Here is a 20810-nt window from a genome sequence, read left to right as displayed (position 1 = left end):
GCTACCCTCGCCGTCTGACGTCCCGCCCACAACCGGGGGGGGGTGAGTAATTACGATCGACAGGCGTGGAAGGTACCCGAGCTGCACTGCCTGCTGGGTGACCGAGAAGGCGCCTGAGATGATCGACTGGCTGGCGATCACCGTCGCCGCGGCGGCGAGGAACAGCATCGGCACGAGCAGCGGCTTGGGCGTCATCAGGTAGAAGGGCGACGCGATCGTCTTGGGGTCGCCGAGCACCAGCGCCGACTGTCCGGCATAACAGAGCAGCAGCGCCGGCAGCGCCAGCCACAGCCACGCCCTGCTGATCGCGCGGCGGCCGAAATGGCCCATGTCGGCATAGAGCGCTTCGGCTCCGGTCACCGCCAGCACGACCGTGCCGAGGGTTAGGAACGCCCGCGCCGGATCGTCGAGAAAGAAGGTCGCCGCATAGCTCGGGCTAAAGGCGGCGAGCACGATCGGATGCGCGACGATCTGCGCGCCGCCGAGCACGCCGATCACCAGGAACCACAGCAGCATGACGGGTCCGAACATCCCGCCGATCCGGTCGGTGCCGAAACGCTGGCCCGCGAACAGCAGCACAACCAGCACCAGCGTCAGCGGCAGGATCAGGTCCGCGAAGCGCGGGTGGACGAGCGTCAGCCCCTCGACTGCGGACAGGATCGAGATCGCGGGCGTGATCACCGCGTCGCCATACAGCAAGGCGGTCGCGGCGAGCGCGGCCAGGCCGATCCAGCGCACCGCCGGCGACCCGGCGGCGACCCGCTGCACGAACGCAAGCAGCGCGAAACTGCCCCCCTCGCCGCGATTGTCGGCGCGCATCGTCACGAAGACGTATTTGACCGTGACCACCAGGATCAGCGTCCAGATCAGCAGCGACAGCACGCCGAGCACGTGGAAGGAAGTGATCGACAGCCGGTGCGGACCGACGAAGCTGTCCTGAAAGGCGTAGAGCGGGCTGGTGCCGATATCGCCAAAGACGATGCCCGTCGCGCCCAGCGCCAACCGCCAGGTGCCGGAGATGTCCTTGGAATCTGGCAGGCTCATTTGCGTGATCCGGGAAAATGGCGAAAGTAGTCCGCCAACTACACACCGCCACGGACCGTCGTTCACCGCGGAAACGGCACGCCCAACCGACTCGAAGATCAACGTCCCGCTGTCCGACAAAGCGGCGATACGCATCACCGGGCTCGATGAGCTGACGTCGAGTTATGTCGACGACTCGGCCCGGTGCTTGAGCCGCAAGCATTATCCCAACCCTGCCGCGACTTGGCGAAGGCGGGTTCGATTAGGCTGATCGCCTCGCCATCACCAAGTGGGCTATCGCACGGAATGCACTTTCGAAGCCGGGCAAGAGGGGTGGGCCCAGTCCCACGCTACAAGGTCAGAAGTTCCCCGTTGTCGCCCCGGCAACCTCCTGTGCCCGAGAACTGACAGCCAGGTGTCTGAAAGCTGGTGCACCCGACTGGATTCGAACCAGTGGCCTCTGCCTTCGGAGGGCAGCGCTCTATCCAGCTGAGCTACGGGTGCCGACAGCCATGCTCGTAGCAGGCGGCTGGGGGGTTCGCCAGCCTCTTTACTCGGCGGGTCGCGACGCGACGGCAGCTGGGGCCGATCACTCCTCGACCGAACCCGCTCCGGCCGAGCGTTTGAGCGCGGGCGGCGGTGTCTTGGGTTTGAACGCGCACAGGTCGGCGACGAGGCAGCGCCAGCATTCGGGGCTGCGCGCCTTGCAGACGTAGCGGCCGTGCAGGATCAGCCAATGGTGCGCGTGGAGGCGGTACGGTTTGGGCGTCACGCGCTCCAGCACAAGTTCCACCGCCAGCGGCGTCTTGCCGGGCGCGAGGCCGGTGCGGTTGCCGACGCGGAAGATGTGCGTGTCCACCGCGAACGTCTCCGCCCCGAAGGCCACGTTCATGACGACATTGGCGGTCTTGCGTCCGACGCCGGGCAGCGTCTCGAGCATGTCGCGGTCGGCCGGCACCTCGCCGCCGTACTGCTCGGCAAGGATGCGCGAGAGCGCGATCACGTTCTTCGCCTTGGTGTTGAACAGCCCGATCGACCTGATGTGCTCCTTCAGCGCCGCCTCGCCCAGCGCCACCATCTGTGCCGGGGTCGTCACCTCCTCAAACAGGCGACGCGTCGCGCGGTTGACGCCGACATCGGTCGCCTGCGCCGACAGGACGACCGCAACCAGCAGCGTGTACGGGTTGACCGACGCAAGCTCGGTCTCGGGCTGGGGGTCGGCGGCGGCGAGCCGCGCGTAGAATTGGGCGACGTCCCCCTTCTTCACGGCAGGACTTTGCCCGTTCCCGCCCGGCTCTGCGCCCGGTTCAGAACCCGAGCACCTGCGTCATCGTGTAACGCCCCGCCGGCTGGCCCGCGAGCCAGCGCGCCGCCCGGATCGCGCCGCGCGCGAAGATCACGCGGCCGTCGCCGCGGTGGCCGAGCTCCAGCCGCTCGCCGTCACCGGCAAAGATCACCTGATGATCCCCCACCACCGATCCGCCGCGCAACGAGGCGAAACCGATCGTCCCTTCCGTGCGCGCGCCGACGAGGCCTGCGCGGCTATCGACGCGGACTTCGCCCAGGCTGGTGTCACGCCCGGCCGCGACCGCCTCCCCCAGCAGCAGCGCAGTACCCGACGGGGCGTCCACCTTGTGGCGGTGGTGGAACTCGACGATCTCCACGTCCCACTCCGCGCCCAGCCGTGCCGCCGCGTCGCGCACCAGGATGCTGAGGAGCGTGACGCCGAGCGAGGTGTTGCCGGTCTGCAGCACCGCGATGTCGCGTGCCGCGTCGTCGATCATGACATGATGCGCGCGCGAAAGACCGGTGGTGCCGACCAGCATCGGCGTGCCGGCAGCGCGCGCGGCCGCCAGATGCGCCTCGACCGCGCTCGGGGTGGAGAAATCGACCAGCACGTCCGCGGCGCGCGCGAGCTGCGCCGGATCGTCGCCCGCATCCGCACCACCCGCGGGGGCAGCGCCCTCGTCGCGCAACAGCTCGATGATCGCGCGGCCCATGCGGCCGGCGCTGCCGTAGATGCCGATGGTGGGCGCGGCCCGGCCGCGCGTCGCCGGGGGCGTGATCAGGGTCGGATCGGCGGAGGTGGGCATGGCAGGCTCCTGCCACATCAGCGTGGCCCATCGCAGCGGCCGTTTGCCGGCGAGTGATCGACGTCAACTCGAAGGACGACGACCTATCAGCGCCACGACGCGGCGCGGATGTGAAAAGAGGTTGCCGGGCACCTCCCGGCGACCCGACAACCTCCTGACATGGTCAGCGGCCGGAGAGCTCCAGCCCAGAAAGCCATGCACCGCCAGTGTGAACTAGCGGCGGGCCTCCCGAACGAACTGAACCGACCCCACTGCTGAACCATGAGACATCGGATCACCTCCTTTCGCTTGTTGATAGCCAATGCGACCGTCTCCGGTCGCAGGCACAATGTGAGTCATGGAGGCGCCGCGCGCAAGCGGCAATTCGATGCAGTTGCGACAAAGCGTTCGCGTCAGCCACGGCAGTCCTCAACGACTCGCTCGACCTCGGCCCAGGCGGGCAGCACGAGCGGCGGCGTGCCCGCCTGTTCGACGACGAAGCGCCCGCGGCTGAAGCCGATCGCGTCGAGGAGCGGGTCGTTGGCGGGCAGCGACGCACTTACGCCGTGGGGCGGATCACCGTCCGCCGCTACCGACAACACGCGCGTCATGCTCGACGTTCGGATCGTGAACGCAGTGCCGATCGCACCAGGACGTTCAAGGTGGACGTGCCGATCGTTGCCGCACTCGATCCTGAAGGCACCGGTGCTTCCACTACCGAACGAGGCCTGTGATCCGAAGGAGGTTCGTTCGTACCGCCAGTCTCCCGGCGTCTGCGGCCAGTCGCGCCAGTCGATCGGCACCACCGCCGGAGCCGCGGGTGCCGGGGGAGCCACCAAGCGGACCGGTGGCGCGGCGACGGGCGCCGGCGGGCGCGGCGCGCTCGGCGGGGCGACGCAGCTCGTGACGAACGACAGGACGGCCGCCGCCGCCAGGGGGATCAGGATACGCACCCCGCCCCTATGCGCGCGGCAAGGCTGCCGCTCAACATCCGTCACGGAACCGGCACGCCCGCCGACCGGTTCACGAGCCGGACAGGAGACACGACGTGACCGACAAGACCACCGCCCCGACGCTGCTGCTCGTGCAGGCCACCATCGCCGACACGCTGAAGGTGGAGGGTCGCGATGGCGACCATGTCGGCGCGGTCTATGCGGCGATGATCCACAAGTCGTCGGGACAGGTGACATATGCGGTGCTCAGCCTCGGCGGGTTCCTAGGCATGGGCAAGAGCTTCTACCCGGTGCCGTTCTCGCTATTGACCTACGATCCCGTACGCGACGTGTACGTCGTCACGATCGACAAGCGCGTCCTGGAGGGCGGCCCTAGCTGGTCCAACAACGCACCGACGTTCGACCAAGCCTATGCAGACCGGGTTTCGAGCTATTACGGGGTGGGCAAGACCGACGTGGCGAACAACTAGGCGGCGCGGGGCACGATGCGGTCGAGCGACTCTCCGCCGTACCGCCTCACCTCTTCCATGTCGTAACTGTTCTGGAGGCGGAGAAAGAATCCGTCTGACATCCGGAAATATCGCGTGAGTCGTGCATCTAGCCAAGCGTCCACGGGTGCTTTGGATGCAACGAGCGCAGCTAGCCGGGCAGGATCAATACCGGCCTCCTGTGCGACTTCCAACAACGAGACCTCCGTGCCAATCAGAAAGTCTTCCCGCAGGATGTCGCCAGGATGGACGTTGTCCAATGGCTCGTCATCCGCGATGGTAGTCTTCGATCCGGACATCGTCAGCTCCTCCGTCTGACCAGCGGAAAGTGATCCGCCACTGATCGTTGACACGAACGCTATATCGCAGCGGGTCAAAGCCTTTCAACTGTTCAAGCCGGTTACCGCGTGGGTTCGACAGGTCGCTCAGCCGCTCAGCCACATCCAACTGCCGGAGCTTGCGGCGGGCGGTTTGTTGGATATCGGGCGGCAGACGACGGCTCCGTTGATTGATCCAGACGCGCTCGGTTTCGGGATCGTGAAAGCTCCGGATCATGAAGACTGCTCCTCCGGTCGAGGCTTAACAGATAATCAGCCGGTAATTGCGGCGGGTCTGTTGTCGCGCTCGGTCTGACAGCAGCTAACGCGCCCGCCGCCCGCCACCTCCCATCCGCATCTTCTGCTGGTTGCCGTAGCGCGTCTTGCGGGTGCCGGGCTTGCCCTCGTTGCTGCGGCCCATCATCGGCGCCTTCTGCTGTTCGACCGGCATCCCAAGCTCCTCCTGCTCCAACTGGCGGATCTCGTCGCGCAGGCGCCCCGCCTCCTCGAACTCGAGGTCGGAGGCGGCCTTGCGCATCTGCTTCTCCAGATCCTCGATATACGCACGCAGGTTGTGGCCAACCATGTGCGGACGGTCGTCGTCGATCGGCACCGTTACCTGATCGCCCTGCGAGACGTGGGCGATGATGTCGCCGATGTTGCGACGGATCGTCGTCGGCGTGATGCCGTGCTCGACGTTGTACGCCTCCTGCTTCTCCCGCCGGCGCGACGTCTCGTTCATCGCCCGCTCCATCGAGCCGGTGATGCGGTCGGCGTACAGGATCACGCGCCCGTCGACGTTGCGCGCCGCGCGGCCGATCGTCTGGATCAGCGACGTCTCAGAGCGCAGGAACCCCTCCTTGTCCGCGTCCAGGATCGCGACCAGCCCGCATTCGGGGATGTCGAGCCCCTCGCGCAGCAGGTTGATGCCGATCAGCACGTCGTACACGCCCAGCCGAAGATCGCGGATCAGCTCGATGCGCTCCAGCGTCTCGACGTCGGAATGCATGTAGCGGACACGGATCCCCGCCTCGTGCATATATTCGGTCAGATCCTCCGCCATCCGCTTGGTCAGCGTGGTGACGAGGGTGCGGAAGCCGAGCTCCGCGGTCTTGCGCGCTTCGACGATCAGGTCCTGCACCTGTTCCTCGACCGGCTTGATCTCGATCGGCGGGTCGATCAGCCCGGTCGGGCGGATCACCTGTTCGGCGAACACGCCGCCGGCCTGCTCCATCTCCCACCCGCCTGGCGTCGCCGACACGGACACGGTCTGCGGGCGCATCGCGTCCCATTCATTGAAGCGCAGTGGGCGGTTGTCGATGCACGACGGCAGGCGGAAGCCGTATTCGGCCAGCGTGATCTTGCGGCGGTGATCGCCCTTCGCCATCGCGCCGATCTGCGGCACCGTCTGGTGGCTCTCGTCGACGAACAGCAGCGCGTTCTCGGGCAGATACTCGAACAATGTAGGCGGCGGCTCACCGGGCAGGCGGCCGGTCAGGAAGCGGCTGTAATTCTCGATGCCGTTGCAGCTTCCCGTCGCGGCGATCATCTCGAGATCGAAATTGGTGCGCTGCTCCAGCCGCTGATGCTCGATCAGCTTGCCCTCCGCCTCCATCTCCTTCAGCCGCTCGGTCAGCTCGTGGCGGATCGCCTCGGTCGCCTGTTTCATCGTCGGGCCGGGGGTGACGTAATGGCTGTTGGCATAGACGCGGATCGAGCCCAGCGACGCGATTTTCTTGCCCGTCAGCGGGTCGAACTCGACGATCTCCTCGATGTCGTCGCCGAAGAAGCTGATCCGCCACGCCGCGTCGTCATAATGGGAAGGAAACAGCTCCAGCGTATCGCCCTTGACGCGGAAATTGCCGCGCTGGAACGCGGCGTCGTTTCGCTTGTATTGCAGCGCGACGAGCTTGCGGACGATCTCGCGCTGGTCGACGCTCTGGCCCTTCTTCAGGTCGAAAATCATCGCCGAATAGGTCTCGACCGAGCCGATGCCATAGATGCAACTGACGGATGCGACGATGATGACGTCGTCGCGCTCGAGCAGCGAGCGGGTGGCCGAATGGCGCATCCGGTCGATCGCCTCGTTCACCGAGCTTTCCTTCTCGATGTACGTGTCCGACCGCGGCACATAGGCTTCGGGCTGATAATAGTCGTAGTAGCTGACGAAATACTCGACCGCGTTGTTGGGGAAGAACGACTTGAACTCGCCGTAGAGCTGCGCCGCCAGGATCTTGTTGGGCGCAAGGATCAGCGCGGGGCGTTGCAGAGCCTCGATCACCTTGGCCATCGTGAACGTCTTGCCCGAGCCCGTGACGCCCAGCAGCACCTGGTCCTTCTCGCCCGCCAGCGCCGCGTCGACCAGCTCGCGGATCGCGGTCGGCTGGTCGCCCGACGGCGTATACTCGCTCACCAGATCGAAGCGCTTGCCGCCTTCGATCTTCTGCGGGCGCTGGGGGCGGTGGGGAACAAATCCCTCGCCGGTGTCCGGCTCGGCGAGGCTGGTGCGGATCTGGATTGGCATGGCCGGGATATGGTCCTACCTGAGGATCAAGCCAAGGCGATGCGTCCCGCGTCAGCCGGGCAATCATGAAGCCGGCCGATATTCCTGCGCGCCGGCCGGCATCGGCGGGTAGATGATCGGCTTGTCGCCATAGCGGGCGTGGAGGATACGCTCGCGCCGATCATCATCGCTCTCTCCGGGCCGCCTCAACGTACCAAAATCGAACTTGGCATCGAACTTCCCGCCGTTGATCGTGTAGTGCATCACGGTCCAGCGCTTGTCCGGCTCCTCGATGTACCAGGCGTCGAACAGTGCGTCGCATAGATCGGACCTGCCGGGATCGAAGTACCTGACTTGCGATCCCTCGTCTTTGTACAGGCTCGGACCGACCCAGCCATCGCCAGCCTCGACGTAGAGATAGACGCCGTCAGGCTGGCCGCCGACGACACTCATCGCGGCTCTGCCGATCATGGATAGCGCCGGGCCGAGCAGGTCATATTTGTCAGCGGCCACGGGCATGTCCTTTCGGCTCGTTGCTGAGGATGCGGGTGCTCGATCGCCCATTGACGATCGACTGTACGGTGAGCGAGTCGGGCCAACGGGAGTCGCCCGAGTAGTGCGCGGTGATATCGACATGCACGTGCTTGCCTGACCGGATGTTCTGCGCCCAGCTATCTTCTAGGGCGCGGTACTCGCCACGATTGACGTTCGCGTCTTGGGCGAAGTGGTTGAAGCTGTCCGTGGGTCCGCCGAACCGAGCGGCGATGAAGTGGCCGCCGTCGTCAGTAGCGCGACGATCAACGACGCCGGCCTGCTTCTGGTTCGCCCTCGACCGTTCCGGTGCGTCCGCAAGATACAAATCTCCCTTCGCTTCGTGCGTCCTGTCTATCGCGTCGGTACCGAATGTGTAGCCGTTCTTCTCGGTACGTTGAAGGGAGCCGGCGGGCAGCGCCAGAACCTGACCAGGACCGATCTTCGGGCCGGACTTGATACCATTCAGCTCTCTTATCTCCGTGGCGGAGAGTCCATGCTCGGCGGCAATGCTTTCCAGCGTGTCGCCGGGTTGCGAGAGGTATGGATCGCGCCCGGGATGCTGGCGCTGGTACGCCTGCCTCTCGTCATAGGTCATGTAGTAGCCGGTCGTGCCGCCGCCGCCTCCCGCTCCCCTACCGCCGCCGCTGAATCCGCCGCCGCCCCACGTCCCGCTGCCCGTGGCTTGATGCGAGCTCGGCCGCCGACTCATGCCCGCGCTGCCGCCGCCGTCGCCAGACGTGAACCGCCCGTCCTTGGGGTCGTGGTTCGGGTTGAACTTGACCTCGCGTGCTCCCCAGCGCGCATCTACCCGGATCAGCCGGCCCGTTCGGACCCAATGACTGAAGTCGAAGCCTTCTGTGATGCCTTCCGTCTCCCCCGCCATCCTCCCGCTCGAACGGAAGGGGAACGTCAGGACTTTTCCAACATTGCAAGCCGGCGCCTGCTCAGCCCTCGGCGAACAGCCGCTCGGCCTCCTCCGCCGTCAACTGGATGCCGAACAGCAGGCCGAGCCGCATCCGATACACGCGCGGGTCGGTGATCGTGCCCTCCGCCGCGCTCTCGCCCGAGCGGCGGCGATAGTGGCGGTCGGTCAGCGAGGCGAAGCCGTGCGGCAGGACGAGGCTGGCGATGCTGTGCGTCACGAAACGCGTGCCCGGCGCGGTGGATGCCCAGTGGTTGCCCATCGCGAGGTCCGCCTCCTCGACGGGTGCCAGCGTGAAGCCGTACTGCCGGCGCCAGCCCTCTCCCGTGCCACGCCCGTCGGTGGTCGCGGCCGGGCCGTCGCGCCACAGCATCCAGCCCGCCGCGTTCACCGCCTCCAGCCGGAACCGCGCGCCGTCGGGCGCCTCGGCCTGCGCGCCGTCGACCAGCGGCATCGGTGGGGTGTAGCTGCCGCCGAACCCGGCGTCGGCGATCCAGTCCTGTCCCTCGACCTCGACCAGGCTGAACGTGTGGGTAAGCGGCGGCGCCGGGCCATCCTCCGGGACACCCAGCCACACCCGCGCGAGGAGCGGCCGCGCCGCGAACCCCAGCGCGGCGAGCGCATCGAGGAACAGCCGGTTCTGCTCGAAACAATAGCCGCCACGCCGCTCGCCGACGATCTTGGCGAACACCGTGGCGGAGTCGATCGCGATCGGCCGGCCGAGCCTGACGTCGAGGTTCTCGAACGGCACCGACAGCCGGTGCTGGTGTTGCAACCGGGTCAGGCCCGCGGCGTCAGGCGTCGGCCGCACAGGCATGTCGATGCGGGCGAGATAGGCGTCGAGGTCGAACATGACAGGCGTTTGGAAACTCGCTTGGGGCTTGGCAGCCATCAGTCTTGTACTACTCCGTTTGCCCTGAGCCTGTCGAAGCCTGTCCTGGGCGACGCCGTAGGCGGCGTCGAAGGGGGCCGTCCTTCGTCGGAAGAAAGGACAGTGCTTCGACAGGGTCAGCATGAACGGGTTTTGGGGCGGAGCCCTGGCGGTTTAGCGCATCGCCTTCACCTCGTCCGTGTCGAGGCAGCGGAGCAGCGTTTCGCGGGGAACGGCCGCCACCGGCATTCGCGCGGCATAGGGCGCGATCTCGGTCGGGACGCCGATCTCGACAGGCGCGAAGCCCGTCTGCCCGGTGCAGCGCATCGCCGCGGCGAGCAGGCGCGGCGGCGTGTCGCGCGCCTCGTAGCTCAGGCGGAACGTGCCCCAGTGGATCGGGATCGCACGCGCCGCGGCGCTGCGGCGATAGACTTCGACGGCGTCGACCGGGCCCATGTGGCTGCCGATCGCCATCTGTCCGGGCACGAAACGAAACGCGCCGATCGGCAGCAGCGCGAGCCGGATCGGGCCGAACGCCGCCGCCTCCGCAGGCCACGTGCCGTCGCCCAGCCCCGTGTCGCCCGCGAACCACACGTTGCCGCCGCCCGGCAGCACCAGCACGAAGCCCGACCACAGCGCGCGGTTGCGGTCGCTCGCCGTCCGCGTTCCCCAATGATGCGCGCGCACCACCGCGACCGACACGCTGGGCGCGAGCGGCGTCGTCTCGCCCCAGTCGAGCGCCACCGCTCCGGGCTCACCGATGACCTCGTCGTTGCCCAGGCTGGTGACGATGCGCGGATGGTCGCGCTCGACCAGTCGCCTGAGCGTTGGCCGGTCCATGTGATCGTAATGATCGTGGCTGACGAGCACCGCGTCGATCCGGGGCAGGTCGTCGAACGCGACGCCGGGCGCGGTCACGCGGCGTGAGCCGAAGCGCATCGGCCCCAGTTGCGGCCCGGTCCGATCGCTCCAGATCGGATCGGTGACGATGTTGAGCCCGTGCGTCTGGATAAGCACGGTCGCATGGCCGATCCAGGTGACGACCAGCCGGTCGCCCTCGACGCGCGCGGGCGGGCGGCCCTGCGTGACCGGCACCCAATCGGGCCAGGCCGGGCGACCGTCACGCCCGGTCAACTGGTTCCACATGAACCCCGCGCGGCTGCCACCGCCGGGCAGGCCCTGCGTGTCCGCGTCGCCGTCGGGATTGAAGAACCGCTGCCCGTTGAAATGGTCGCTCTTTGGTCCCCGGTAATAGATGCGGTCGAGGAAATGGGGGACGATGGTGATCGCCAGCCCCAGCGCCACGACGACAAACAACAGGGTGGCCAACATGATCCAGAGCAGCTTCACGGGCAGTCCAACGAAGCGATGCCCGGATCGCTCCCGCGTCGTTACCGCTTGCCGCGAGCCGGCGGGTTGCGCACAACCCGGTCCATAGGCGGTCGATCATCTCACACGACGGGGGACATCATGCGCGCATTCTTTTCGGCCGCCACCGTGGCCTTCGCCCTGGCCACCCTGCCCGTCTCGGTAGGCGCGCGGACCGTTCCGGTGGAGGAACGCTCGATCGACGATCTCCAGGCGGCGATGACGGCGGGCAAGGCGTCGAGCGTCGACCTGGTGCAGGCCTATCTCGCCCGCATCGCCGCGATGGACCGCAAGGGGCCGACGCTGCGCGCCGTGATCGCGCTCAACCCCGATGCGTTGGCACAAGCCAAAGCGCTGGATGCGGAGCGCAAGGCGGGTCACGTGCGGGGCCCGCTGCACGGCGTGCCGATCCTCATCAAGGACAATATCGAGACGCTCGATCCCGTAGCGACGACTGCGGGCAGCCTGGCGCTGAAGGACAATGTCACCCGCCGCGACGCGCCGGTGGTGGCGCGGCTGCGCGCGGCGGGCGCGGTGATCCTGGGCAAGACCAACCTGTCGGAATGGGCCAACATCCGCTCGACGCGGTCGATGAGCGGGTGGAGCGCGGTCGGCGGCCTGGTACGCAACCCCTATGCGCTCGACCGGACCGCGTGCGGATCGTCGTCGGGCTCGGGCGCGGCGGTGGCGGCGAGCTTCGCGGGGGCCGCGGTGGGGACGGAGACGGACGGGTCGGTCGTCTGCCCCTCGTCGATCAACGGGCTCGTCGGGCTGAAGCCCACCATCGGCCTCGTCAGCCGTACCCATGTGGTGCCGATCAGCCATTCGCAGGATACGCCCGGGCCGATGGCGCGATCGGTGCGCGACGTCGCCGAGATGTTCGGCGCGATGGTGGCGGCGGACCCGGCCGATCCCGCGACCGCCGGCGCGGGCGCGTACGCGCACGATTACGCCGCCGGGCTGTCGGTCGGCGCGCTGAAGGGCATCCGCGTCGGCGTGATCCGGCCCGAGATGAGCCCGGCGCTCGCGGCGGTGTACGACAAGGCGCTCGGCGTCCTGCGCGCGGCGGGCGCGGAGCTGGTGGAGGTGACGCCGCCCAAGCCGGAAGGCATCGGCGCCGCCGAGCATCTGGTGCTGGCGACGGAGCTCAAGGCCGATCTCGACACCTATCTGGCCACAACCCCGCCGGCGGTGACCGCGCGCACGCTCGACCAGGTGATCGCCTTCGACACGGCCAACGCAGCGACCGAGATGCCGTTCTTCGGCCAGGAGCTGTTCGAAGAGTCCGTCAAGACCAAGGGGCTGACCGACCCCGCCTATCTCGCCGCACGCGCCAAATCGCAGCGGTTGGCCGGGCGCGACGGCATCGACGCGATGCTCGCCAAGGCGAATGTCGTGCTGCTGGTGGAGCCGACCTACGATGCCGCCTGGCTGAGCGATCCCGTGCATGGCGACCAATATTACGGCCCCTCCTCGTCCGAGCTGCCGGCGGTCGCGGGCTATCCCAATCTGACGGTGCCGATGGGGCTGATCCGCGGACTGCCGGCCGGCCTGTCGTTCATCTCGACGGCGCATACGGAGGCGACATTGCTGGGCGCAGGCTATGCCTACGAACAGCGCGCCCATGCCCGCACGGCGCCACGTTACCTGCCGACGGTGGACGCCGGGCCGGGCCTTGATGGGACACGGTAAATCTTTTGGTCCAGCCACGCTGGCATCCGCATAAGCGGATCAAACGCTATCTCTTCTCCAGCAGCTCCACCCTCACCCGGTTCGCGCGCAGCGACGCGCGCACCTCCAGCAGGAACGCCAGCAGCGACGACGTCAGCAGCACCATGGCCAGGATGAACAACACCGCGACATAGCGGCCGATGTGGAAGCGGCCGAGCACAGCGATGAACAGCAGCGCGACCACGGCGCAGGTGATCATCGCGCTGGAGACGGCGAGCAGCATGCCGATGTTGCTGAGCTTCATCCGCCGGTCGAGGATGCGCAGCTCCCAGACGTAACGATCATGCTCGGGGCCGGTGGAGCGCGGATGCAGTTGCTCCAGCTCGCGCGCCCGGTCGATCACCCGCGCCAGCCGGCCCGCCAGCACGTTCAGCAACGCGCCGATGCCCGCCAGCATGAACACCGGCGACAGCGACAGCTGGATCGTGTCGGCGATGGTCGACACGGCGGGCGAGAATTGCATCGTGCCAGTCTGGCGGGCGATACGGCAGGCGGCAAGGGCTCGGTCGGTCGGGATCGGGCAGGTGGACCGGGCATCGGTCGCGCGAGCGCCGCTACGCCCGCCCCGTGACGACGATCAGCGGATCGCCGCGGCGGCCGTCCGCCAGCACCTCCGCAGCCACCTCGGCAAAGCCGGCCCGCTCCAGGTAGAGCCGCACCAGCGCGGCATGGCCCGCGTCGTCGAGCTGCCGCCACACCGCGACCGCCTTGGTGGGAAAACAACGGTTGGAGAAACTGACGATCACCGGCGCGCCTGGGCGCAGGACGCGGCGCACCTGCGCGAACACCGCCACCGGCGCGCGCAGATACTGGACGCCGACGCAGCACAAGCCTGCGTCGATGCTCGCGTCGGCGAGCGGCAGCACGGGATCGCGGTTGAGGTCCTGGACGAACCAGCGATCGAGCCGCGGGTTCGCCGCCAGCTCCTCGGCGTTCATGCCCTGGCCGATCACCGCGCGCGTCGGCAGATCGGGCGGCAGATGGCTGACCCAGCTCGACATCAGATCGAGGACCGTCGCGTCGTGCGGCAGGATGCGCGCGTAGCAGGCCGTCAGCGCGGCGGTCGCGGCCGCATCGATGTGCGTCACCAGCCGGGGCGGCGCGTAGAAGGCCAGATCGTCGCCCTCGTCCACCCGGGCGAAGGCCACCGCAGGAAAGTCCTGCTCCACCAATACCGCCACTCCGTCAGACCCGCCGATAGGTGAAATACCACACTTCGTGCCCGTGCCGTCGCGCCTTGCGTTCGTAGCGCGTCTCGGGCCAGTCGGTGGGGCGTTCCAGGAAGTCGCGCGGGCCTTGCGCGGTCCAGGCGAAGTCGCGGCGGCTGTCCATCACCATCATCGACCAGCGGCAATAGGTCGGATCGTCGGTGCCGAGCCGGAACTCGCCGCCGGGCACCAGCTTGGCCGCGATCCGGTCGAGCGGGCCGGGGTTGACCATGCGGCGCTTGGCGTGGCGCGCCTTGGGCCAGGGATCGGGGTGGAGCAGGTACACGCGCCGCAGCGATGCGTCGGGCAGGCGCTCCAGCACGGTCAGCGCGTCGCCCATGTGCAGCCGGACGTTGGCGAGCGCTCCATCTCGCACATGGGCGAGCGCCTGGACCACGCCGTTCAGGAACGGCTCGCAGCCGATGAAGCCCGTGTCCGGCCGCGCCGCCGCCTGCGCCGCCAGATGCTCGCCGCCGCCGAAGCCGATCTCCAGCTCCAGCGGCGCGCCAGGGTCGATGGCGCGCCCGAACAGCGATGCGGCATCGAGCGGCCCCGCCTCGGGCACCGATAGCCGCGGCAACAGATCTTCCACCAGCGCCTCCTGCCCGGCGCGCAGCCGGTGGCTCTGCCGCCGGCCGTACAGGCGACCGATCGTGGTCGGGTCGTGGATGGCGCTCGCGTCGGTCATTGCCGCCCTCTAGCGCGCGGAGCATCCGGGCGGCAGTGGCGTTATCCGTCCATGATGGACTTCGATCTGACCGGCGTCGGCGACGCCCTCCTCCGCGCGGACAAGGCGGTCTCGCACCGGCTCGCCCGCCATCGCGACCATCCCGTCGCCCGGACGCTCGGCTGGCTCGCGGAGGTGGCGGATCAGCCGCAATTGGTATCGCTATCAATCGCGACGATCGCCGTCGGCGGCTTCATCGGCCGGCGCGATCTGGTGCGCGGCGGCACGCGGATGCTGGCGGCGGAGGTGGCCGCGACGGCGGCCAAGGCGGTCGTCAAGCGCCTGGTCGAACGCTCGCGGCCGGGGCACGCGCTCGAGACCGGCGACGATCGGTTCCGCGCCGGCGATCGCAACGACCACGAACTGACGTCCTTTCCCTCCGGCCACACCGCGGGCGCCGTCGCGGTGGCGCGGGCGGCGACGCGCGAGATCGACGGCATCGCCGTTCCCGCCGCGCTCGCAACCGCCTTCGTCGCGGTCGCGCAGGCGCCGAGCGGGCATCATTATCTGGGCGACGTCGCGGTCGGCGCGGCGGTCGGCTGGCTGGCCGAGGCGCTGGTGGATCGCGCGTTCGGCTATCTAGACAACGCGCCGCGGCCGTCGCCCGCCATGGTCGCCTGACGAGCCGGCGACCGGCGTCTAGGCTACTTGCCGCTACCCTTCGCCAGCGCGCCGCGCGTGGTCGCGGCGGGATCAACCGACGGTGCGCCCGACGCGGGCGTGCCCATGTTGCCCATGTCGGCGGTGGGCGAGCCGGTCGTGGCGGCCTTGATCGCGGCGGCGCCCGCCGCCGTCGTGCCCTTGGCGGGATTGGCGCCGGCCGTAGCCGCCGCGCCGTCCGGCTTGGCGGCGGTCGCGCCCGCTGCCGACGGCGGTGGGAGCGGCAGGTTCGATCCCTGCTGGTTGAGGTACAGGATCACGTTGGCGCGATCCTGCGCGCTGCCGAGGCCGGCGAACGTCATCTTGGTGCCGGGCGCGAACTTGCGCGGGCTGGTGAGCCAGGCGTTGAGCTTGTCGAAATCCCACTTGCCGCCGATCTTGCCCAGCGCATCGGAGAATTGGAAGCCGCGGCCCTGGCCGATCGCATCGCCCACCACGCCGTACAGGTTCGGGCCCACGCCGGCGGCGCCGCCCTGCGCGACGTTGTGGCAGGCGGCGCATTTCTTGAACACGTCCGCGCCCTTGGTGGCGTCGGCGGTGGGCAGCAGGCTGGCGATCGGCACTTCGGCCGCCGCGCCGCCGCCGCTGTCGTCCGCCACGCCCTCGATCGGATAGCCCATCTTCTCCGGCCGACGCCCCTCGAACGCCATGCCGCCCACGATCGACAGCGCCAGCGCGATCCCTGCGCCACCCAGCGCCCAGCCGGCGATCGTGTTCGTGCGATTGTCCATGACCCTGGCGATATCCCTTAGCGTTGCCGTTCGATACATAGAGCAAGGGTTGCGAGCAAGCATGCTCGCCGGGGAGACGCGAGAGCGGCGAGCGAGCATGCTTGCCGGGCCGGGAGCGGATCGGTACCGCGTCGCGACCCATGTCAGACTATGCCGCGCCCGCCCGCCCGCTCGTCGCGGCGATGACCGCCGCCGCCGCCGCCGACCCAGGCCGGGCGGTCGCGTTCCAGGGCGCGCCGGGCGCCAACAGCCATGTCGCGGTGGCAGAAGCGTTTCCGGACGGGCTGCCGCTGCCGTGCTTCGACTTCGCCGACGCAATCGATGCGGTGAAGGAGGGGCGCGCCGACTGCGCCGTCATCCCGATCGAGAACTCGCTGCACGGGCGGGTGGCGGACATCCACTTCCTGCTGCCGGAGTCGGGCCTGGTCATTACCGGCGAGCACTTCCTGCCGATCCGCCATGCGCTGATGGGGCTAGGCGCACGGGACGACGTGCGCGAAGCGATGAGCCATCCGCAGGCGCTCGGCCAATGCCGCCACTGGCTGCGCGCGCACGGCATCTCAGCCGTGACCTATCCCGACACCGCGGGCGCGGCGGCGGTGGTGGCGGAGCGCGGCGACCCGGCACTCGCGGCGCTCGCCCCGCCCGGTGCGGCGGCGCTCTATGGGCTGGATCTGCTCGCGACCGACATCGCCGACGCGGGCCACAACACCACGCGCTTCGTCACGCTCGCGCGCGGCGGCCGCCCGCCGCTCGGCGACGGTCCGTGGATGACGACCCTGGTGTTCGAGGTGCGCAACGTGCCGGCCGCGCTGTACAAGGCGCTGGGCGGCTTCGCGACCAACGGCGTCAACATGAGCAAGCTCGAAAGCTACCAGCACGGCGCGAGCTTCGCCGCGACCGAGTTCTACGCCGACGTCACCGGCCGCCCCGGCGAGCCCGCGTTCGACCACGCGATCGAGGAACTGGGCTTCCACAGCAAACGGGTGCGGCTGTTGGGCACATATCGCCAAGCCCGCGAGCGGGGATGAGCCTTTCCGTCACCCCGGCCCCTTCGACGCCGCCTGCGGCGTCGCTCAGGACAGGCTTGAGCCGGGGTCCAGCTTAACTGCCGGCGGACGGGTAGAAGCGGGACTCCGGGTCGAGCCCGGGGTGACGGAAGAGGGCTAACCTCCCGCCCACTCGCTCAACAGCGTCCACGCGATCGCATAGGGCGGCGGCGCGATGAACGGACCCTCGCCGCCCGCCAGCACCCGGCGTACCGCGTCGCGGGGTACCCAGATCGCGTCCTCCAGTTCGTGGACGTCGAGCGTGATCGCGTCGTCCTCCGCCTGCGCGACGCAGGCGATCATCAGTTGCGAGTGCGGGAACGGCCAGGGCTGGCTGGCGACGTAGCGTACGCCCGACACGCGGACGCCGGTTTCCTCGCCCACCTCGCGCGCCACCGCCTCCTCGATCGACTCCCCCGGTTCCAGGAAACCGGCGAGCGCGGAATAGCGGCCGGGCGGCCAGCTCGGCTGGCGGCCGAGCAGCGCGCGGCCGTCGTGTTCGGCGATCATGATGACGACGGGGTCGGTGCGCGGAAAATGCTCGGCGGTGCAGTTGGGGCATTTGCGCCCCCAGCCGGCGCGGAACATGGCCGTGGCATGGCCGCAATTGGCGCAATACCCGTTGCGCGAGTGCCAGTGGAGCAGCGAGCGCGCGGCGGCATAGATCGCCGCCTCGCCGGGCCGCAGCCGCGCGAGCGCCGCCATCAGCGCGGGCGACCGGTAAGGGCTTCCACCCTCCGCCCCCGTCAGCGCGACGACACGCGCGCTGCCGTCAGCCTCCAGCCCGAGCAGCAGCAGATCGGCGCCGTCCGGTGCGCCGTCGAGACCCGTCCAGCCGAGCCGGTCGTCCTCCTCCAGCGCCGGCTCCCAGCCGGGTCGCATCGCCAGCAGCCGCGCGCGCGGGTCCGCCAACGCTGCCGCGAGCCCGTCCGCGTCGTGGCGCAGCCGGTCCGCGCGATCGAGCGTGCCGCCGGTGAAGCCGGGCTGGATCATCGGTTGGTCCCTGGTCCTGCTTCGGTGAGCTTCCGCATTTCGGCGGAAAACGTGTTACGCGAGTCCGCCGCCAGCGCGCGGGCGGTCTCGACGCGCAGCGGCACGCGATCGGCGGGGAAATAGTTGACCATCACCGTACCGCGGAAATGCCGCACCGGATCGACCCAGGCGAGCGTACCCGCCGCCCCGCTCCAGCCATAGGTGCCTTTGCCGGGAAAGCCGCCCGGCCCGTCGGCGAGCGTCACCGATCCGCCGGCGCCGAAGCCGTTCGGGGTGCCATCGCCCGACATGCCGCGGAAGAAGACGCCCGGCGGCAGCAGGTTGGACGTCGCGAGCGCCACCGTCTCGGGCTTGAGCACGCGCACGCCATCGAGGATGCCGCCGCTCGCGATCATGTGCAGGAACCGGTCGTAATCGCGCGCGCTCGTCACCAGGCCTGCGCCACCATAAGGGAAGCTTGGCCGCTGGAGGAACACCGACGTCACGCCGGGATCGAGCACGGTGCGCGTGTCGCCAAGATAGGCATAGACGGTCGCGAGCCGCGGCGCGGCGGCGGCCGGCACCTGCCACCAGCTATCCGTCATACGCAGCGGGCCGAACAGCCGCGCCTGGACGAACGCATCGAACGGCATGCCGCTCGCGCGCTCGATCACCGCACCCATCACGTCGAGGCCGATGGAATAGCTCCACTTCGTCCCGGGCTCCGCGATCAGCGGCAGAGTGGCGACGCGGTTAGCGAACTCGGCGAGCGTCGCGGGCCGGGTCGGGCGGAGCTTGGCTTCGGTGCCGGTGTCGCTCGCGAACGGGACGATGCCCAGCCGCTCGTACTCGTGCAGCAGCGGCCCCTTGGTGACGATCGAATAGCCGAGCCCGGCAGTGTGGGTCAGCAGCTCGCGGATCGTGATCGGGTGCGTCGCGGGGCGGCTGGCAAGCGACCGGTCGGGATCGGTCATCACCCGCATGTGCGCGAAGGCGGGAAAGTATTTGGACAAGGGATCGTCGAGGCCGATCTTGCCCTCCTCGATCAGGATCATCGCCGCCATCGCGGTGACGGGCTTGGTCATCGAATAGACGCGCCACAGGCTGTCGGGGCCGGCTGCCGACGCGCCGGGCTCCGCCGAAATGCCGCCGGCGGAGACGTAGAGCGTGGGGTAATCACTGACTGCGAACGCGCCGACGATGCCGGGTACACGGCCGTCGCGGACATAGGCCTGGTACAACGCCGTCGTGGCGGGCAGCAGATTTCGGGCATTAAACTCGGGTGGCGGGGACTCCGGAACCCGCACTATCGGGGGAGCGGGCACCGGCGGCCGGATCTGCGGCATCGGTCGCGGCGCGACCTGCGCCCACCCGGCCGACGCGATCAGCGCCGCGCCAACCAAGCCCGAGATCACCCGCCGCATCGTCGTCATGCCAGTCGCTCCCGTATCGCCTGCGCCGCTCGCGCGAAGATGGTCGGCAGCCCGGCCGCGCCCAGATCGTCGACCGGCCACCACTCGCCGTCCGCGCCAGGCAAGGCATGGCCCGGCACTCGCGCCACCGCAAGCGCGAGCTGGAGGCGAAAGTGGGTGAAGCCGTGCTCGACGGTTCCGGGCAGCAGGCGCCAGTCCGCGTCGACGGGCGCACCGGCGAGGCCGGGCGGCGCGTCGACCCACGGCCCGGTCGGCAGAGCCCGCATCCCGCCGAGCAGGCCCTTGGGCGGACGGCGGACGAGGAGGATCGAACTTCTGCCCCAAGTTGGTTCGCAAGTCGGCGCCCCCTCTCCCGTTCGTCCTGAGCTTGTCGAAGGGCTGCCTTTCTTCGAGAGGCAGGACAGTGCTTCGACAAGCTCAGCATGAACGGGTTTTGGACCGTTAAGGATCGGAGTTGGATCAGGAAGAATAGGGTTTGAACCGTTAAGCATTCGCTCCACCCAGAACACCGTCCCATATCGCAGCTGCCGCTCCGCCCTCTTCGCCTTCACCGGAAACCGCTCGGGCTGTCCCGTCGCGAACCCCGCGCACGCCTCGCGCAACGGGCACAGCAGGCAGCGTGGGCGCCGCGGCGTGCAGATGCCGGAGCCCAGATCCATCATCCCTTGCGCGAAATCGCCCGCGCGCAGCTCGGGCGTCAGCGCGTCCGCCGCCGCGCGGATCGCCACCCTTCCGCCGGGCAGCGGCACGTCGATCGCCGCGAGCCGCGCCACCACCCGCTCGACGTTCGCGTCGACCACCACCGCGCGCCGGCCGAACGCGATCGCCGCCACCGCTGCGGCGGTATAGGCGCCCAGCCCCGGCAGCGCGCGCAGCGCCTCCTCCGTATCCGGAAACCGCCCGCCATGCTCCGCCGTCACCACGCGAGCGGCCGCCACCAGATTGCGGGCACGCGCGTAATAGCCGAGCCCGGCCCAGGCGGCCATCACCTCGCCCTCGTCGGCGGCGGCCAGGCTCGCGAAGTCGGGCCAGCGCGCCACCCATGCCTCGAACCGCGGGCGGACGGTCGCGACCGTCGTCTGCTGGAGCATCACCTCCGACAGCCAGACGCGGTATGGATCGGGGGCCTCTCCGGGCGGCGCACGCCACGGCAGCACACGGGCGTGCGCATCGTACCAGGCGAGCAACTGCGCCGCTGCGCTTTTGTGCGGGATCGGGGATGGGCGCTTGAGCGGCACGCCCGCGCTA

Annotated in this window: 22 protein-coding genes and 1 tRNA gene; 4 read left to right on the top strand and 19 right to left on the bottom strand. The window is 69.0% G+C overall.

Annotation, left to right across the window (positions count from 1 at the left end; translation table 11 throughout):
• The 5 genes from ACFE65_RS07460 to ACFE65_RS07440 all read right to left on the bottom strand — a co-directional run.
• Positions 1-1044 (bottom strand): KUP/HAK/KT family potassium transporter (locus ACFE65_RS07460; RefSeq protein WP_375381716.1); only part of this gene is annotated, 1044 nt, incomplete at its 3' end.
• Positions 1045-1450: 406 nt separating this feature from the next.
• Positions 1451-1527, bottom strand: a tRNA-Arg gene (locus ACFE65_RS07455).
• Between the two features lie 85 nt (positions 1528-1612).
• Positions 1613-2290, bottom strand: a complete 678-nt coding sequence (nth, locus tag ACFE65_RS07450; RefSeq protein WP_375381715.1) for an endonuclease III — start codon at positions 2288-2290, stop codon at positions 1613-1615.
• A gap of 40 nt (positions 2291-2330) precedes the next feature.
• Positions 2331-3116, bottom strand: coding sequence for a 4-hydroxy-tetrahydrodipicolinate reductase (dapB, locus tag ACFE65_RS07445; protein ID WP_375381714.1), 786 nt, complete (start codon positions 3114-3116; stop codon positions 2331-2333).
• A 392-nt stretch (positions 3117-3508) separates the two neighbouring features.
• The gene (locus tag ACFE65_RS07440; RefSeq protein ID WP_375381713.1) at positions 3509-4048 is read right to left on the bottom strand and encodes a hypothetical protein; all 540 of its coding nucleotides are present in this window, start codon (positions 4046-4048) and stop codon (positions 3509-3511) included.
• A gap of 95 nt (positions 4049-4143) precedes the next feature.
• Between ACFE65_RS07440 and ACFE65_RS07435 the strand changes: the two genes are divergently transcribed.
• The gene (locus tag ACFE65_RS07435) at positions 4144-4518 is read left to right on the top strand and encodes a PRC-barrel domain-containing protein (protein WP_375381712.1); all 375 of its coding nucleotides are present in this window, start codon (positions 4144-4146) and stop codon (positions 4516-4518) included.
• Here ACFE65_RS07435 and ACFE65_RS07430 read toward each other — a convergent pair.
• The 7 genes from ACFE65_RS07430 to ACFE65_RS07400 all read right to left on the bottom strand — a co-directional run bounded on the left by ACFE65_RS07430 (position 4515) and on the right by ACFE65_RS07400 (position 11015).
• On the bottom strand, positions 4515-4835 hold the full coding sequence (locus ACFE65_RS07430; protein WP_375381711.1) for a HigA family addiction module antitoxin: 321 nt from the start codon (positions 4833-4835) through the stop codon (positions 4515-4517). The genes ACFE65_RS07435 and ACFE65_RS07430 overlap by 4 nt on opposite strands.
• Positions 4804-5091, bottom strand: a complete 288-nt coding sequence (locus ACFE65_RS07425) for a type II toxin-antitoxin system RelE/ParE family toxin (protein ID WP_375381710.1) — start codon at positions 5089-5091, stop codon at positions 4804-4806. Before ACFE65_RS07425 ends, ACFE65_RS07430 begins: the two co-directional genes overlap by 32 nt.
• 84 nt (positions 5092-5175) lie before the next feature.
• Positions 5176-7377, bottom strand: coding sequence for an excinuclease ABC subunit UvrB (gene uvrB, locus ACFE65_RS07420; protein ID WP_375381709.1), 2202 nt, complete (start codon positions 7375-7377; stop codon positions 5176-5178).
• A 63-nt stretch (positions 7378-7440) separates the two neighbouring features.
• Entirely contained in the window at positions 7441-7875 is a 435-nt protein-coding gene (locus tag ACFE65_RS07415; RefSeq protein ID WP_375381708.1) for a hypothetical protein, read from the bottom strand.
• A complete protein-coding gene (locus ACFE65_RS07410; protein ID WP_375381707.1) occupies positions 7859-8773 on the bottom strand; it encodes a DNA/RNA non-specific endonuclease in 915 nt (304 codons plus the stop codon). Before ACFE65_RS07410 ends, ACFE65_RS07415 begins: the two co-directional genes overlap by 17 nt.
• 61 nt (positions 8774-8834) lie before the next feature.
• Positions 8835-9665 carry an arylamine N-acetyltransferase gene (locus ACFE65_RS07405; RefSeq protein WP_375381706.1) on the bottom strand — a complete coding sequence of 277 codons (831 nt, stop codon included), beginning with the start codon at positions 9663-9665 and terminating at the stop codon, positions 8835-8837.
• Between the two features lie 192 nt (positions 9666-9857).
• The gene (locus ACFE65_RS07400; RefSeq protein WP_375381722.1) at positions 9858-11015 is read right to left on the bottom strand and encodes an MBL fold metallo-hydrolase; all 1158 of its coding nucleotides are present in this window, start codon (positions 11013-11015) and stop codon (positions 9858-9860) included.
• 138 nt (positions 11016-11153) lie between these two features.
• Here ACFE65_RS07400 and ACFE65_RS07395 point away from each other — a divergent pair, with 138 nt between their 5' ends.
• On the top strand, positions 11154-12743 hold the full coding sequence (locus ACFE65_RS07395) for an amidase (protein WP_375381705.1): 1590 nt from the start codon (positions 11154-11156) through the stop codon (positions 12741-12743).
• A 46-nt stretch (positions 12744-12789) separates the two neighbouring features.
• Here ACFE65_RS07395 and ACFE65_RS07390 read toward each other — a convergent pair whose 3' ends face one another.
• From ACFE65_RS07390 to trmB, 3 genes are all read right to left on the bottom strand, one after another.
• Positions 12790-13245 (bottom strand): DUF2721 domain-containing protein, encoded by a 456-nt coding sequence (locus ACFE65_RS07390; RefSeq protein ID WP_375381704.1) that lies wholly within the window; start codon positions 13243-13245, stop codon positions 12790-12792.
• 91 nt (positions 13246-13336) lie between these two features.
• Complete coding sequence (locus ACFE65_RS07385) at positions 13337-13930, bottom strand: class I SAM-dependent methyltransferase (protein WP_375381703.1); 594 nt, start codon at positions 13928-13930, stop codon at positions 13337-13339.
• Between the two features lie 37 nt (positions 13931-13967).
• On the bottom strand, positions 13968-14660 hold the full coding sequence (trmB, locus tag ACFE65_RS07380) for a tRNA (guanosine(46)-N7)-methyltransferase TrmB (RefSeq protein ID WP_375381721.1): 693 nt from the start codon (positions 14658-14660) through the stop codon (positions 13968-13970).
• A 69-nt stretch (positions 14661-14729) separates the two neighbouring features.
• Here trmB and ACFE65_RS07375 point away from each other — a divergent pair, with 69 nt between their 5' ends.
• Positions 14730-15338 (top strand): phosphatase PAP2 family protein, encoded by a 609-nt coding sequence (locus ACFE65_RS07375; protein WP_375381702.1) that lies wholly within the window; start codon positions 14730-14732, stop codon positions 15336-15338.
• Between the two features lie 23 nt (positions 15339-15361).
• On the opposite strand, the gene ACFE65_RS07370 is transcribed toward ACFE65_RS07375, so the two are convergent.
• Positions 15362-16108 (bottom strand): c-type cytochrome, encoded by a 747-nt coding sequence (locus ACFE65_RS07370; RefSeq protein ID WP_375381701.1) that lies wholly within the window; start codon positions 16106-16108, stop codon positions 15362-15364.
• A gap of 140 nt (positions 16109-16248) precedes the next feature.
• Here ACFE65_RS07370 and ACFE65_RS07365 point away from each other — a divergent pair, with 140 nt between their 5' ends.
• Positions 16249-17139, top strand: coding sequence for a prephenate dehydratase (locus tag ACFE65_RS07365; protein ID WP_375381700.1), 891 nt, complete (start codon positions 16249-16251; stop codon positions 17137-17139).
• Positions 17140-17274: 135 nt separating this feature from the next.
• On the opposite strand, the gene nudC is transcribed toward ACFE65_RS07365, so the two are convergent.
• Genes nudC through ACFE65_RS07350 form a run of 3 tightly spaced genes read right to left on the bottom strand, consistent with a single transcriptional unit; the run spans position 17275 to position 20800 of the window.
• Positions 17275-18150 (bottom strand): NAD(+) diphosphatase, encoded by an 876-nt coding sequence (nudC, locus tag ACFE65_RS07360; RefSeq protein ID WP_375381699.1) that lies wholly within the window; start codon positions 18148-18150, stop codon positions 17275-17277.
• Positions 18147-19553 carry a serine hydrolase domain-containing protein gene (locus tag ACFE65_RS07355; protein ID WP_375381720.1) on the bottom strand — a complete coding sequence of 469 codons (1407 nt, stop codon included), beginning with the start codon at positions 19551-19553 and terminating at the stop codon, positions 18147-18149. The genes nudC and ACFE65_RS07355 overlap by 4 nt, the downstream gene beginning before the upstream one ends.
• Before the next feature lie 5 nt (positions 19554-19558).
• Positions 19559-20800, bottom strand: coding sequence for an A/G-specific adenine glycosylase (locus tag ACFE65_RS07350; protein ID WP_375381698.1), 1242 nt, complete (start codon positions 20798-20800; stop codon positions 19559-19561).
• Positions 20801-20810 lie beyond the last annotated feature (10 nt).

The sequence above is a fragment of the uncultured Sphingomonas sp. genome, assembly GCF_964237335.1.
Lineage (GTDB): Bacteria > Pseudomonadota > Alphaproteobacteria > Sphingomonadales > Sphingomonadaceae > Sphingomonas.
The sequence above is the reverse complement of the archived record's forward strand: the minus strand, read 5'-3'. Positions and strand labels throughout refer to the sequence as shown.

Coding starts and splice junctions, on each gene's coding strand:
- ACFE65_RS07375 (WP_375381702.1), top strand. CDS start 14,730: ATGATGGACTTCGATCTGACCGGCGTCGGCGACGCCCTCCTCCGCGCG.
- ACFE65_RS07395 (WP_375381705.1), top strand. CDS start 11,154: ATGCGCGCATTCTTTTCGGCCGCCACCGTGGCCTTCGCCCTGGCCACC.
- nudC (WP_375381699.1), bottom strand. CDS start 18,150: ATGATCCAGCCCGGCTTCACCGGCGGCACGCTCGATCGCGCGGACCGG.
- ACFE65_RS07430 (WP_375381711.1), bottom strand. CDS start 4,835: ATGTCCGGATCGAAGACTACCATCGCGGATGACGAGCCATTGGACAAC.
- ACFE65_RS07415 (WP_375381708.1), bottom strand. CDS start 7,875: ATGCCCGTGGCCGCTGACAAATATGACCTGCTCGGCCCGGCGCTATCC.
- ACFE65_RS07410 (WP_375381707.1), bottom strand. CDS start 8,773: ATGGCGGGGGAGACGGAAGGCATCACAGAAGGCTTCGACTTCAGTCAT.
- ACFE65_RS07405 (WP_375381706.1), bottom strand. CDS start 9,665: ATGTTCGACCTCGACGCCTATCTCGCCCGCATCGACATGCCTGTGCGG.
- ACFE65_RS07370 (WP_375381701.1), bottom strand. CDS start 16,108: ATGGACAATCGCACGAACACGATCGCCGGCTGGGCGCTGGGTGGCGCA.
- ACFE65_RS07390 (WP_375381704.1), bottom strand. CDS start 13,245: ATGCAATTCTCGCCCGCCGTGTCGACCATCGCCGACACGATCCAGCTG.
- dapB (WP_375381714.1), bottom strand. CDS start 3,116: ATGCCCACCTCCGCCGATCCGACCCTGATCACGCCCCCGGCGACGCGC.
- uvrB (WP_375381709.1), bottom strand. CDS start 7,377: ATGCCAATCCAGATCCGCACCAGCCTCGCCGAGCCGGACACCGGCGAG.
- ACFE65_RS07400 (WP_375381722.1), bottom strand. CDS start 11,015: ATGTTGGCCACCCTGTTGTTTGTCGTCGTGGCGCTGGGGCTGGCGATC.
- ACFE65_RS07365 (WP_375381700.1), top strand. CDS start 16,249: ATGTCAGACTATGCCGCGCCCGCCCGCCCGCTCGTCGCGGCGATGACC.
- ACFE65_RS07425 (WP_375381710.1), bottom strand. CDS start 5,091: ATGATCCGGAGCTTTCACGATCCCGAAACCGAGCGCGTCTGGATCAAT.
- ACFE65_RS07355 (WP_375381720.1), bottom strand. CDS start 19,553: ATGCGGCGGGTGATCTCGGGCTTGGTTGGCGCGGCGCTGATCGCGTCG.